General features: G+C 59.6%; 8 protein-coding genes and 1 pseudogene. 4 read left to right on the top strand and 5 right to left on the bottom strand.

The window, feature by feature from the left end; all coding sequences use genetic code 11:
• Positions 1-29: 29 nt before the first annotated feature.
• The 3 genes from EA797_RS19155 to EA797_RS19145 form a co-directional block, all read right to left on the bottom strand.
• Positions 30-1817 carry a sodium:solute symporter family protein gene (locus tag EA797_RS19155; protein WP_122168165.1) on the bottom strand — a complete coding sequence of 596 codons (1788 nt, stop codon included), beginning with the start codon at positions 1815-1817 and terminating at the stop codon, positions 30-32.
• Between the two features lie 96 nt (positions 1818-1913).
• A complete protein-coding gene (locus EA797_RS19150; protein ID WP_122168163.1) occupies positions 1914-2648 on the bottom strand; it encodes an oligogalacturonate-specific porin KdgM family protein in 735 nt (244 codons plus the stop codon).
• A 375-nt stretch (positions 2649-3023) separates the two neighbouring features.
• Entirely contained in the window at positions 3024-4178 is a 1155-nt protein-coding gene (locus EA797_RS19145; protein WP_122168161.1) for a mandelate racemase family protein, read from the bottom strand.
• A gap of 456 nt (positions 4179-4634) precedes the next feature.
• Here EA797_RS19145 and EA797_RS19140 point away from each other — a divergent pair, with 456 nt between their 5' ends.
• Positions 4635-5741 carry a catalase family protein gene (locus tag EA797_RS19140; RefSeq protein WP_122168159.1) on the top strand — a complete coding sequence of 369 codons (1107 nt, stop codon included), beginning with the start codon at positions 4635-4637 and terminating at the stop codon, positions 5739-5741.
• A gap of 40 nt (positions 5742-5781) precedes the next feature.
• Here the strand turns inward: EA797_RS19140 and EA797_RS19135 are convergent, their stop codons facing one another.
• Positions 5782-7194 (bottom strand): alanine/glycine:cation symporter family protein, encoded by a 1413-nt coding sequence (locus tag EA797_RS19135; RefSeq protein ID WP_122168157.1) that lies wholly within the window; start codon positions 7192-7194, stop codon positions 5782-5784.
• A 344-nt stretch (positions 7195-7538) separates the two neighbouring features.
• On the opposite strand from EA797_RS19135, the gene EA797_RS19130 reads away from it, so the two are divergent.
• The 3 genes and pseudogenes from EA797_RS19130 (at position 7539) to EA797_RS19120 (ending at position 11841) form a co-directional block, all read left to right on the top strand.
• Positions 7539-8369 (top strand): NYN domain-containing protein, encoded by an 831-nt coding sequence (locus EA797_RS19130; protein WP_122168155.1) that lies wholly within the window; start codon positions 7539-7541, stop codon positions 8367-8369.
• A gap of 136 nt (positions 8370-8505) precedes the next feature.
• Positions 8506-8874, top strand: a pseudogene (locus EA797_RS19125) (hypothetical protein); the annotation flags it as partial.
• 822 nt (positions 8875-9696) lie between these two features.
• Positions 9697-11841: a TonB-dependent siderophore receptor gene (locus tag EA797_RS19120; protein WP_122168153.1), complete on the top strand. Its 2145-nt coding sequence runs from the start codon at positions 9697-9699 to the stop codon at positions 11839-11841.
• Between the two features lie 194 nt (positions 11842-12035).
• Here the strand turns inward: EA797_RS19120 and EA797_RS19115 are convergent, their stop codons facing one another.
• Complete coding sequence (locus EA797_RS19115; RefSeq protein ID WP_122168151.1) at positions 12036-13001, bottom strand: integron integrase; 966 nt, start codon at positions 12999-13001, stop codon at positions 12036-12038.
• Positions 13002-13110: the final 109 nt, after the last annotated feature.

Genomic DNA, 13110 nt, shown 5'->3' with positions numbered 1-13110 from the left:
ACGAGGCCGATGCTGGTCAACGCAAAGCTTCAGGAAGGCCGCTCGGCCAGGGGTGTCGGGATGTTCCCGATCACGTCCTCGACGTTGGCGCTTCGTTTGAGCAGGTAGCCAACCAGCAATATCGACAAGGCGCAGGCCGCAAACATCAGCCGCCCCCACAACGGGTTGGGCAGCAGCACCATCAACATCAGGCCGGCACCCATCATCAGAGTGATCTGACCGAGTTTGTTGCGCTGCAGGCGGTCGTAGATGTCCTGATCGTCCTTGGCGATCACCGGTGTTTCCACGTCGTGGAAGAACTTGGCCGTGCGCTCCTGCTCATCGCGGGTGCTGGCATCCTCCCGGTAGAACAGACTCGTCAGGCAGAAGAAGCCGCCGGTGAAGATCAGGTGCGCCGCCACGGTGATGGTAGTGGTCAGCTCTGACAGCTCGCGCGCCGTCAAACTGACCCCGGCCAGACTGGCAAACCATTGGGCGGTGAATACAGTCATCACCAGCCAGGACACCAGCATGCCGAAACATACCGTGGCCCAGGCAGCCCACTTGGGCGTACGGCGGATGAACATACCGAAGAACAATGGCACCAGAATTGGCGATTGCAGCAGCGTCGCCACGCGCATCATCAATTCGAACAGGCTCAGCCCTTTCAGCTGGGCAAAGAGCTGAGCAATCAAAATCACCAGGATTCCATTGACGACGGTTGCCGCCTGGCTGACACGCAGCAACTTTTTCTCGCTAAGCGGTTTGTTGCGGGCCACCACCGGCGCCCAGAAGCTACGCACGAAGATCCCCGCGTTGCGGCACAACGCCGAATCCATCGATGACATGGTCGCGGCGAACAAACCGGCCACCAGCAAACCAATGGTGCCGACTGGCATCAATCGTTCCGCGAACACCAGATACACCGCATCGCTGGCCTTGTTGCCGAGTTCGGAATGGGCGCTGAGCGCATCCGGATAGAGCACCGCCGTCGCCCACGGCGGGATGAACCAGATCAGGGTGCCGCAGACCATCAATACCAGGGCGAACAGTGCGGCCTTGCGCGCGTTGGCCGAGTCCTTCGCATTCAGGAACCGGTAAGAGTCCTGCATGTTGTTGATGCTTTGCAGCTGCTTTACCAGAAAGAAGATGAACGAACCCACCAGCAAAAGGCCGTAGTTCATGTCCGGCCCCATGAAGAAGTCGGACGGGAATTTGGTGACGATCTCACCGGGCCCGCCCACCGCTACCAGCGCCACAACCGCACAGGCTACCGAGATCACCGCCACCACCAGCGTCTGCACGAAGTCGCTGGCCACCACGCCCCAAGCGCCACTGAGTAGCGAAACCAGCAGCACCGAGATGCCGGTGATCCAGATTGTGGTCGCCATGTCGTAGCCGAACACGGCACCGACGAAGATCGCCAGACCGTTGAGCCAGACACCGCCGTTTAGCACGCTCAGTGGAATGATGGCCCAGGTGAAGAACTGCTCGTTACCGTTGCCGAACCGGCGGCGCACCCCTTCGGTTGGCGTGTCGACGCGCATCTGCCTGAAGCGGTGGCTGAACCACCAGTAGGAGAACATGTAGGCGAAGATGTTGCCGAGGAACACGAAGGTGACAGCAAATCCATCGGAAAAGGCCTTGCCCGCCGCGCCGGTGAACGTCCACGCGGAGAACTGCGTCATGAAGGCCGTCGCCCCGACCATCCACCACAACATGCGGCCGCCGCCGCGGAAATAATCGCTGGCCGACTTACTGGCCATCTTGCGGAAGGCGACACTGATGAACACCATCAGCAGGAAATAACCCGCCACCACCATAATATCTATGTTCATTGCGCTCTCTCGTATCGGTGGGCATCAACGTCGTACCGGGCCGTCGCCACAGGCTGACCGGCCCGGCAATAACTCGCCGTGCACGCCTGTAGTTGGCTAGTCGAACTTGTAATGCACGCCCACGCGCAAGCGCAGTTGCCGATCATCTTCGAATGAATTGACTTTGACGTCGCCGACTTCAAAGAATGGATGCCAGTTATTGTTCCACTTGTACTTGAAGGCAACGTTGTTCTCGTAGTCGTATTTCTTGTTATCGAAGCGTATGTAATCGGTCTTCATGTAGACGAAGTTATATTCATACGTCCAATTGCCACCTGGCATATACGTCAACCAGCCGTCGAAGCGGTTGATGTGCTGATCCTGCCGTGCCCGGTCAGGAATCGATTCATCCACCTTGTCGCGATCCAGCTTGCGGGCCTCGTAGCGATAACGCCCAGCCAGATTGAGCCGCTCGTTGAGCCGGTAATCCACACGCAAACCGCCGCTATATGTCATGGCTTCCTCGACGCTGTCGAGCCTCAGGAACGGTGTCAGCGCCCACTGCGGCGAAAGAACGTGACGGTAGTCGATGACCAGTTCATGGCCGCTGCCAACGGTGTTATCAAAAGCCACACCCTCCCGGCTGCCGGCTGTCTTGTACTTCAACTCGCCATGGAAGCCGAGGCCGTTCTTCAAACGCGTGCCGATCAGAAAACGATCCGAATGCAACTTGGCGTCATCCAGATATTGATGGCGGTAATTGACGTAGCCGTCATTGGCAAAAGCCGATTGGGCAAAGGAAAGAAGAACCAGCGGGGCTGCAGCCGCGAATGTGATGATTGTCTTTTTCATGGTTTTATTCTTATTGGTTGAAATTGGTAGGCACAGACAAATGGCCACCCGGATAACTATTCGCACTCTTTTACAACTGCCGCACCGGACGTTAATTGCCGAGCGAAACCGTCCCGCTCGTTAGCGGAGCAAGCAGTTGTAAGAGCACGTTGAATAACCAGGTGGAACAACAGGATCAGGCGAGGGAGGCGCTCACCATCACTATCCGGGCGGCGAGCGCCCACAAGGTGAACCGGAGTGCGCAGCGTGACCGAAGGTCCGCTGCGGGCGGGTATGGTCGACCGGCAATGCCGGTCGCGGTGAGACAGTGCGGTAGCGCTTCATCGATCAGTCCTTTGTTGTATTTATTCAGACTTGATGCGTGGATTACAGGTATCAGTGCCGGCTCAGGGTGTTGGCCTCGATGTAGGCGAAATTTATGTCCTCGCCCAGCCCTGGCCGCTGTGGCAGATGCACGAAGCCATCTCGATCCATCGGATCGACGATGCTGTTGAGGTAAGCAGGTACGTCGTCGTACTCGAGGAAGGGGTGAAGCAGACCGCGCTCGTACCAGCTGCAGTTCTTGATCGCCCCCACGACCGCCAGGTTGGGCGCGCCGTTACCGTGAACCTCGCAGTCGAGGCCGAAGGACTCGGCCAGGTGTGCAACCTTCATCACCGGTCCGATGCCGCCGACTCCGGCGACGCCAGCGCGCAGGATGTCGCAGGACTGGCCGCTGACCCAGCCGGCGCGGCTGTGATATTTGCCACCCAGGCTTTCCGGGCCGAGCACCGGGATGGTCAGGTTGGCCGCCAGCCAGGCATAGGATTCGGCTGACTCTTCCATCATCGGCTCTTCGAACCAGGCGAAATCGAGCTTCTCGATCTCACGCCCGATGTAGAGTGCGTCCGTGCGGTTGTACCAGTGGTAACCGTCCAGCATCAGCGCGATATCCGGACCAACTGCTTCGCGTACTGCGGCGCAGGCACGGACGTCCATCTTCGGATCTGGAGCGAACGAGATCGGCGGCATCCAGGTATGCAGCTTGATGCCCTTATAGCCGCGCTTGACCAGCTTTTCGGCGAACACGCCATATTCGTCCGGAGTGGAAAGACCGCCTGGCGTGTCGTCCCCGCACATGGTCGAGCCGTATGCACGAACCTTGTCCCGATAACCGCCCAACAACTTGTAGACCGGGACTTCAAAACGCCGCCCCGCCCAGTCCCACAGCGCCTGCTCGACCAGTGCCAGGGTGCGGTCAGTCAACTGCCCTGCACTGCCCCGCTGCCAATGCGCCAGGTCTTGCCAGATACGCTCCCGGTCCAGCGCGTTCTGCCCGATCAATACCTTGCGCACGAAGTTGTGAATCAGGTGCGCCCGCAGCAGTTCCGGTGCGCCAAAAGCGTAGCCCTCACAGCCGTCTTCGGTGACGACGCGCAGCAATGCCATGCTGGCCTGCGATTCCTCGCCGGGGTGGGAATGACCCGCGCTATCTACGGCACGGCGAGTGGGATAGGTAAACACTTCGACACTGACACGGGTGATTTTCATAGCAGCGAGACTGTCCTGAGCGTTTTTGTTATCAGAGCTGAGACTCTGTATGTCGTCGTACTACCTTCGAGTATTTTCCAAAGTCATGGAACTGTCAACTAAAGGTACGATGACATGATGTAAGAACATTCAGCTCATTAAATGGCATAGAACGCGCTTAAACCATTGTTTTAAAAGGATAACTATCTGAGCAACACGCAGAGCTCGCAAAGCGGAACCGCGAAAAATACCGACGAGTAGTAAGATGACATTTGCTTTACAGGTCGTACAACATGACGAAAAAGAAAACAACGTACTTGCCCCCTCCTCTGTCGCCCACAGAGCAGGCGCCGCCAAGTGGTGATGAGAAGCGATAAGCCGGGCTTTGGAAGGGAAACGATCACGAGGCGCCACAGTCGATTTACTGGATAGCGGCAGTAGCCATATACATGCCGCATCACTCCTGGAGCTGAGCCTATGACCGACAGCCTGACCAATACGCCTCTTCCCTTTGACCCAGCATTCGAACAAGTGCCTGACGACGAGGCCGAGTCAATCTCCGGCCTTATCCAGGCCATGCGCGAGATCACCGAGACAACCTATGCCGACGGCGGCCACGCCATCCGCAGCGTGCATGCCAAAAGCCACGGCCTGCTGCAGGGCGAGATCCAAGTGTTGGAAGGCCTGGCGCCAGAGCTGGCGCAGGGCGCGTTCGCCAAGCCAGGACGCATGCCGGTCGTGATGCGCTTTTCGACCAATCCCGGCGACATCCTCGATGACAAGGTATCCACCCCGCGCGGGCTGGCGATCAAGCTGATCGGGGTCGAGGGTGAACGGCTGCTGAACAGCGAAGGGCAGGTCACCCAGGACTTCGTCATGGTCAACGCGCCAGCGTTTCTGGCGCCAACCCCCAAAGCCTTTCTCAAGTCCGTGAAGCTGCTTGCCAAGACGACCGATAAAGCACCTCGCGCAAAACAGGCACTCTCCGCGGCTTTGCGTGGAGCGGAAAGCCTGCTCGAGAAAGTTGGCGGCGAGAGTCCCACACTGAAGGGCATGGGCGGCCACCCCATGACCAACCTGCTGGGCGAGACCTACTACAGCGTGGTTCCGGTACTTTACGGCCGTTACTTTGCCAAGCTATCGCTGGTGCCTGTGTCCCCCGAACTCAAGGCATTGACTGACCAGGCCGTCGACCTGAGCGACAAGCCCAATGGGCTGCGCGAAGCCATCTCCGCGCATTTCGCCAGCCATGGCGGAAGCTGGGAGCTGCGGGTTCAGCTGGCCACCGACATCGACAAAATGCCCGTTGAAGATGCTTCAGTGGTCTGGCCGGAAGAACTGAGCCCCTTCATCACGGTCGCGAGAATCGACGTGAAGCCGCAAATAGCCTGGAGCGAGCCGCGCGCCCAGGTGGTAGATGACCAGATGTCATTCAGCCCCTGGCACGGACTTGCCGCTCACCGTCCGCTCGGCGGCATCATGCGCTCGCGCAAGCCGGCTTATGAGATGTCTTCGGAATTCCGTGCACGCCACAACGGCTGCCCGATGCACGAGCCGAAAAGCCTGGACCGGCTGCCCGAGTGACCGGCAGCGTCACGCCCCGGCATTTGCCGGGGCATGCTCATCAGCGCCAGATGTTGTTGTTGATCTTCTCTTTCAGCTCCGGATAGTCAGCCGCCTTGAAGGTGGGTACCACGCCGGCCTTGACCTGTGCCATGTAGTCCTTGGTCAGCTTCACCACCGTGCCGGACAGTAGCGTGATCGCGATCAGGTTGATTGTCGCCATCAGGCCCATTGACGCATCTGCGGCATTGAAGACCGTAGACACCGCCTCGTAAGCGCCCCAGACGACCATGCCCAGCGCCGCCAGACGCAGCAGGGTCAACCCGAGCTTGTTGCCGCCACCGAGGAAAATCAACGCGTTCTCGGCGTAGGAATAGTTGGCGACGATGGAGGTAAAAGCGAAGAACAGGATGGCGATCGCAATGAAATACGTCCCCGCCACGCCAATGTGCGTCTCCATGGCCTGCTGGGTGAGCTGAGTACCAGTGACGCCCGAACCCGGCTCCAGCACGCCCGACAGAAGAATCATCACCGCCGTGGCGGTGCAGATAACGATGGTGTCGACGAAAACACCCATCGACTGCACCAGCCCCTGGGAAGACGGATGGTGCGGGGCCGGCGTCGCCGTTGCGGCCACATTGGGCGCCGAGCCCATGCCCGCCTCGTTGGAGAACAGCCCGCGCTTGATGCCATTGAGCATCGCTGCGGTTACGGAGCCCGCCACACCGCCGGCGGCTTCTTCAAGTCCGAACGCACTACGCACGATGGTCATCAGCACGCCCGGCACTTCAGTGATATTCATCACCAGCACGATAAGCGCCATCAGCACATAAAGGCCTGCCATCAGCGGCACCACTAATTCGGAGAAGCGCGCAATCGAGCGCAGCCCACCGAAAATCACCGCACCTGCAAGAATCGCGATGGCAACCCCGACCCACAACTTGGAGAAACCGAACGCCCCTTCCATGGCGTCGGCGATGGAGTTGGCCTGCACCGCATTGAACACCAGCCCGAACGAGATGATCAGCGCGACGGAGAACACCCCGCCTGCCCAAGGAGCCTTGAGGCCCTTGGCTATATAGAAGGCCGGGCCCCCGCGATACTGGCCCTCGCCGTCACGCACCTTGTAAAGCTGAGCCAGTGAGCTTTCGGCATAGGCGGTCGCCATGCCTACCAACGCCACCAACCACATCCAGAAGATCGCACCAGCACCACCCAGATAGAGTGCAACCGCTACCCCCGCCAGGTTACCGGTACCCACCCGTGACGCGAGGCTGGTGCACAGCGCCTGGAACGGTGATATGCCTGAAGCATCGCTTTGCCGCGCACCGCGGATCGCCCGCACCATTTCACCAAAATGAACGAACTGCAGAAAACCCAGGCGGATGGTGAAGAACACCCCGACTGCCAGCAGACCGTAAATAAGGACATACCCCCAGAAGATCGTGTTGAGGAAGTCGATGATTGCGGTCATGAGAACGCCTTGTCGTTGAGGGACGGAGGGAGACAGCTAACTCCAGTGCTGAGCAGGTGAGCATCAGCCAGAGTGTCGCGCCAGCCCAACACCGTCCGGTGAGTGAGAGTGCAGGACGCGTATTGACCGATCGCATCCGCAGCTGAGCCAGGTCTCAGAAAGGCCACAGCCGCCAGGGTTCCGTCAGCCCGCCCTGCACCTGGGGTCAGGGCGTGAACGCTACCCGATAGCGGCGCGCGTTGTCCCGCCGTTATCGCGACGGGCCACGCATCGGTTACAGATGACTGTGGCCCTTCGCCCGGCACTGACGTTAAGGTCGACACACATCCACCCCGGGACGAATCATGGCCGCCAAAACCAGCAACACCCGTCAGCAGATCCATCTCGCAGTACTCATCGATGCCGATAACGCGCCCGCTGCCATCGTCGAAGGGCTATTCGAGGAGATCGCCAAATACGGCGTAGCCAGCGTCAAGCGCATCTACGGTGACTGGACCAAACCCAACCTGGGCAGCTGGAAAAAGGTGCTGCTCGACTATTCCATCCAGCCGATCCAGCAATTCGCCTATACCTCCGGCAAGAACGCCACTGACAGCTCGCTGATCATCGATGCGATGGACCTGCTCTACACCCGCCGCTTCGACGGATTCTGCCTGGTTTCCAGCGACAGCGATTTCACCCGCCTCGCCGCGCGTATCCGCGAGGAAGGACTAACCGTTTACGGCTTCGGCGAGCAGAAAACGCCATCGCCCTTCGTCTCGGCGTGCGACAAATTCATCTACACCGAAATCCTCAGAGCCGACGCGCCCAAGTCTTCGCAGGAACCGCCGAGCAATGGCGACAAGGCCCCCGCACTCGCACCGGTTGAAAAATCCGAAGAAGAGGCCAAGGCCCCGGACAAGAACGCTGAGGTCAAGGCGCAAAAGGTGCCGGTGGACTTCATCGCCAAAGTACTCAGCGACATCGCCGACGACGAGGATGACTGGGTGCACCTCGGCGAGCTTGGCTCCAACATCAGCAAACTCCGCCCTGCCTTCGACCCACGCCTGTATGGCTTCAAGAAACTCAGCGATCTGATCAAATCCCAACCCAAACGCTTCGAGCTCGAAGCCCGCGGCACCACCTCCACAGGCGGCAAAGCGCTATATGCGCGGAGCTTGAAGCCGTCGAAATAAAAGGCAGCACATCACCAGTCCAAACCGGAGCCTGTTAACCCTTTGCTCCCATCATTTTGAAACCAATCAGCACACAGAGAACCGAACCAGGACCCACCCAACCCTTCTAAGCAAACATCGACTCAAGGAGGTTTCCATGACCAAGGCATTGCTCACCACCCTCGGCTTCGCCCTCTGCGCGCCAGTTGCGCTTGCTCAAACGCCAAAGCCAGACGTGATTTCTCACCTCAACGGCCTGGACATCGAGATCAGCGCCATGGGCGTACCGACCTCGACCACCGCGGCAGGTGGCGAGCTGGTCGGGATCCGGGCGGTGAGGGTGATGAACAAGACTGGAGACACGGTAACTTGCGAGTTTCATGTGCCCGCCGACGCGCGAGCCGACACCTCCGCCCCGCCCGTATTCACCGTCAGCCCGAACAGCCAGCAGGTAGAGCGTGTGCCCGGGGAATATTCACCCGATGAGCCATTCGCCGAGCTGACCTGTCGCGCGCCGGGACAGAATGTCGCCTCGCCCAATGCCGTGCCTACTGGCGAACCCGGCGCCGAGCCTACCGCACCGGAAACGGGCGGCGCCCCCGCCACTGCACCCGCTCCAGCGGATGACCCGTCTCGCACCCGCGCCCCGTCCGACCGGGATCGCTGAGCAATCTTCTCAACCCAGCCAAGAGTTAGAAAACGCGGTGCCCGTTGGCGAACCCGCAGCCAACGGGTACCGCTCCCCGCTTCCGCATCCCGGCTACGAACTCCCGCAGGATGGCGTCTGAGCGCAGCGATACCCATCAGGCAATCAAGCAATAAGCGCAACGTTGCGCCGGTCGCATTATCAGCGCAGCCTCTCTCACGAATGGCTTAGCGCGCCCGGCAGGTTGCCGCAAACGGGCTTGCAGCTGACAACCCGATCATCACGCATACACCGACTTCAGCACGAAGTATTGCCGCGCACATGTCGGCGGCGGCCAGTTGCGCACACCTGCGCCTCGCCGCAGCCGTAAAGCCGCGCAACGGCCAATGCTCTCGATGGCGAGCACCAGGCGAAAATCACCTGCGCCAAAGCGACCCAACCGCCGCAGCCCGTGTTGGCAATCTAATGACGTCTCGCGTAGGGATCACTGGCTCGTTATTTCAGCATCCGGAATCAGCTTGACCTGCCTCCCTCGGATCACTTCGTGCGCGTACGTAATGAGAGCACGCCCGTACGACTGATGCCCGTAGGTCAGCCCGGATACAGCTTCTGACTAAAACGGTTACATCTAATTGATAATGATTTTCAACATCTCTAGAATCTGCGCCCCTCTGCTCGAATCACATTCAAGGAACCCCATCGATGCGTCGACTTCTTGTGCCTGTGCTGTCGCTCCAGGCGCTAACCGCCACGGCCTACGCCGCTGAGCTACCGGAATCAACCAGCGAGCCCATCGCGCTCGAACAGATGGAAGTGACCGCCTCGCAATCGGAACGCGCAGACGGCCCGGTTGATGGCTATCGCGCCACGCGCTCAGCCAGCGCGACGCGCACCGACACGCCGATCCACGAAATCCCGCAGTCAATCAGCGTTGTGCCTGCACAGGTTGTACAAGACATCGGCGCCGTACGCCTCGAAGATGCGCTGGACTATGCCGGTGGCGTCGAGCGCGGGAACAATTTTGGCGGCCAGGGCCTGACCGAATTTCTTGTGCGTGGCTTCAACAGCCAGGAGTTCTACCGCAACGGTTTTGCCGTAAACCGCGGCTACCCCAACATGCCGGACGCCGCCACGATCGAACGCATCGAAGTGCTGCGCGGCCCTGCAGCCATGCTTTACGGCCGAAGCGACCCCGGCGGCACCTTCAACATCGTCAGCAAGCAACCTCAGGCCGAGCGCCGCACCGTACTCGGCAGCCAGTTCAACACCGAAGGGCTGCGCCGCGGCACCCTGGATACCACCGGCGCGCTGGATGAACAGGCTGCATTCACCTACCGCCTGAACCTGGTGGCAGAAGGTGGCGACAGCTTCCGTGATGACGTCGAGAGCGAGCGCTACAACATCGCGCCGGTGCTGCGCTGGCAGCTCAACGACGACACCGCCGTCACCCTCGAAGGCGACTACCTGCACAACCGCCATCCGCTCGACCGTGGCGTCACCCGCTATGCCAACCAGCAAGGCAAGCTGCCGCGTGATCGATTCCTGGGCGAGGAAGCCGCTGGCAAGCTGACCAACGAGAACGCCACCACGCAACTGCGCGTCGAGCACCTGCTCAATAACAACTGGACACTACGAGGCGGCGTTCAATACCTCGACGGCGAGCTTTACGGCGGCGCCGTGGAGAACAACAGCAACAGCTACGCCGCGGGTCTCGCCCCGGGCGCAACCACGGTCGGCCGCAACTATAACGAGCGATGGTTGAACTGGAACGACGTCAACGCCCAGGCCAATGCCGAAGGCAACTTCAACCTCGCCGGCTTCGCCCATACCCTGCTGGTGGGCGTCGAGTACGACAAGTTCAACTACAACTCATTGATCATCCGCTCGCCAGGCGGTGGCGCGTACCCTATCGACTTGTACAACCCGGTGCATGGCCAGCCACTGCCAGCACTGACTCGCACCACTACTCATGACAGCGAGACACTCAAGTCTTACGCCTTCTACCTGCAGGATCAGGTCGCGCTGACCGAGCGCCTTTCAGCTCAAGTAGGCGCCCGTATCGAGCGTTTCGAGCAGACGTATGAAGACAAGATGCCCGGTGCTGAGGACTGGGAGCAGGCAAATAACGCCGTCACACCGCGCTTCGGCCTGATCTACGACCTCACCGAGGAACTGGCGGTATTCGCCAACACCTCTCGCTCGTTCAAACCGAACCGTGGCGCTGATCGCCTCGGCAACTCGTTCGACCCGGAAAAAGGCGTAGCCCACGAAGTTGGCGTGAAGTACGACATGGCCGATCGCGACCTCAGCCTGACCGCGGCCGTATTTCATATCGTCAAGGAAAACGTGCTGACCAATGACCCGCTGGACAGCACCCGCAGCATCGCCGCTGGTGAAGTCCGCAGCCGCGGGTTCGATATCAACCTGGCCGGCAATATCACCCCGCAGTGGCGGGTGGTCGGCGGCTATGCCTACGTCGACGCCGAAGTCACCGAAAGCACCAGCGCCACCATGCCAGCCGGGACTCGTTTGGGTAACGTACCGAGACACAGCTTCAACCTGCTGGACACCTATGAGTTTGACGGCGGCGCGCTGGCTGGCCTCGGCCTGGGCGTTGGTTTGAAATACATCAGCGAGCGACAGGGCCAAACCAGCAACAACACCTACGACATGGACGGTTACGGCCTGGTAGACCTGTTGGCCTACTACCCGCTGACCGACAAGGTGCGCCTGAACCTGAACTTGAACAACGTGTTCGACAAACACTACGAGGAACGCGCCTGGAACGCTTGGGCTTACCCAGGCGAGCCGCGCACCCTGCAGGCCGGTATCTCTATCGAGCTGTAACTGCACTACCCCGCCTCGACCTCTCGGGAAGTGGATCAACCACTTCCCGAGACGGCGCTTCTAGCAATGCGCGCTCCCACCTACCTCGTCGTTTGCGGATGCGGGAATTCCCGCAGCCAGCGAGCAGTAAAGTTCTCGCCTATAACGCACCACGAAGAGCCTGCAGCCGGCGAGTACGGCTGATCACAACGACGCTATATACGATCCAACGGGCTCAGCACCGCTAGGCCGCCTCGGTTGAGCACATGCGTATAGATCATCGTTGTCTTGACGTCAGCGTGACCGAGCAGCTCCTGCACCGTACGTATATCCTGCCCACTTTCCAACAGATGGGTAGCAAAACTATGGCGCAGCGTATGAGGGGTTGCCAGCTTGGCCAGACCGGATTCCTTTACTGCACGCTTGAATGCCCGCTGTATCCGCTTTTCGTCCAGGTGGTGCCGACGCACCGACCCGCTGCGCGGATCGACTGACAGACCTGGCGCTGGGAATACGTACTGCCAAGCCCACTCCCAGGGCGCATTTGGATATTTGCGTGCCAAGGCATCAGGCAGATAAACATCGCCGCGCCCATCAGCCAGTTCCAGCTGATGAAGTGCCCGCGTTCGGGCGATATGTTGCTTGAGCGGATCAACCAAACTTGCCGGCATCACCGTGACGCGATCCTTCTGACCTTTGCCGTCGCGGATAACAATCTCGTTACGCGAGAAATCTACATCCTTGATTCTCAGCCGGACGCCTTCCATCAGGCGAAGCCCGCCTCCATACAGGAGCCGCGCGATAAGCCCAACTTCGCCATCGAGAGACCCGAGAACCTGTTGCACTTCACTAATTGAAAGCACAACCGGAAGGCGCGCGGGTTTCTTGGCACGTACCACCTCTCCCAACCAGGGCAAATCCTGCTTGAGTACTTGCTTATAAAGAAACAAGAGCGCAGCAAGCGCCTGATTTTGTGTAGATGCCGAAACATCACGGCGGACCGCAAGATCGGAAAGGAATGCTTCTAGTTCCGGAGCGCCCATCTCAAGCGGGTGGCGATAATTGTGAAACCGTACGTAGCGCTTGATCCACTCGCAATAGACGCGCTCAGTTCTGATCGAGTAGTGTTTCAGCCTGATCTGGTCCCGGACCTGATCAAGCAATCGAGGCTTTCCATCCATGGTGTATAACTCCTTTATACAGTCATCATCCGTCGGAACGGCCCAGCCTAGACAAGGAGAGTGAGGATGACAAGGAATGTTATACACCACGCCCGTCCGGCGTCTTATA

Origin of the sequence: Stutzerimonas zhaodongensis, assembly GCF_003696365.1 — a bacterium.
GTDB classification, from domain to species: domain Bacteria; phylum Pseudomonadota; class Gammaproteobacteria; order Pseudomonadales; family Pseudomonadaceae; genus Stutzerimonas; species Stutzerimonas zhaodongensis.
The sequence above is the reverse complement of the archived record's forward strand: the minus strand, read 5'-3'. Positions and strand labels throughout refer to the sequence as shown.

What these genes read in the sequence shown, in the direction of transcription:
- EA797_RS19155 (WP_122168165.1), bottom strand. Translation starts at nt 1,817, where the DNA reads ATGAACATAGATATTATGGTGGTGGCGGGTTATTTCCTGCTGATGGTG.
- EA797_RS19150 (WP_122168163.1), bottom strand. Translation starts at nt 2,648, where the DNA reads ATGAAAAAGACAATCATCACATTCGCGGCTGCAGCCCCGCTGGTTCTT.
- EA797_RS19145 (WP_122168161.1), bottom strand. Translation starts at nt 4,178, where the DNA reads ATGAAAATCACCCGTGTCAGTGTCGAAGTGTTTACCTATCCCACTCGC.
- EA797_RS19140 (WP_122168159.1), top strand. Translation starts at nt 4,635, where the DNA reads ATGACCGACAGCCTGACCAATACGCCTCTTCCCTTTGACCCAGCATTC.
- EA797_RS19135 (WP_122168157.1), bottom strand. Translation starts at nt 7,194, where the DNA reads ATGACCGCAATCATCGACTTCCTCAACACGATCTTCTGGGGGTATGTC.
- EA797_RS19130 (WP_122168155.1), top strand. Translation starts at nt 7,539, where the DNA reads ATGGCCGCCAAAACCAGCAACACCCGTCAGCAGATCCATCTCGCAGTA.
- EA797_RS19120 (WP_122168153.1), top strand. Translation starts at nt 9,697, where the DNA reads ATGCGTCGACTTCTTGTGCCTGTGCTGTCGCTCCAGGCGCTAACCGCC.
- EA797_RS19115 (WP_122168151.1), bottom strand. Translation starts at nt 13,001, where the DNA reads ATGGATGGAAAGCCTCGATTGCTTGATCAGGTCCGGGACCAGATCAGG.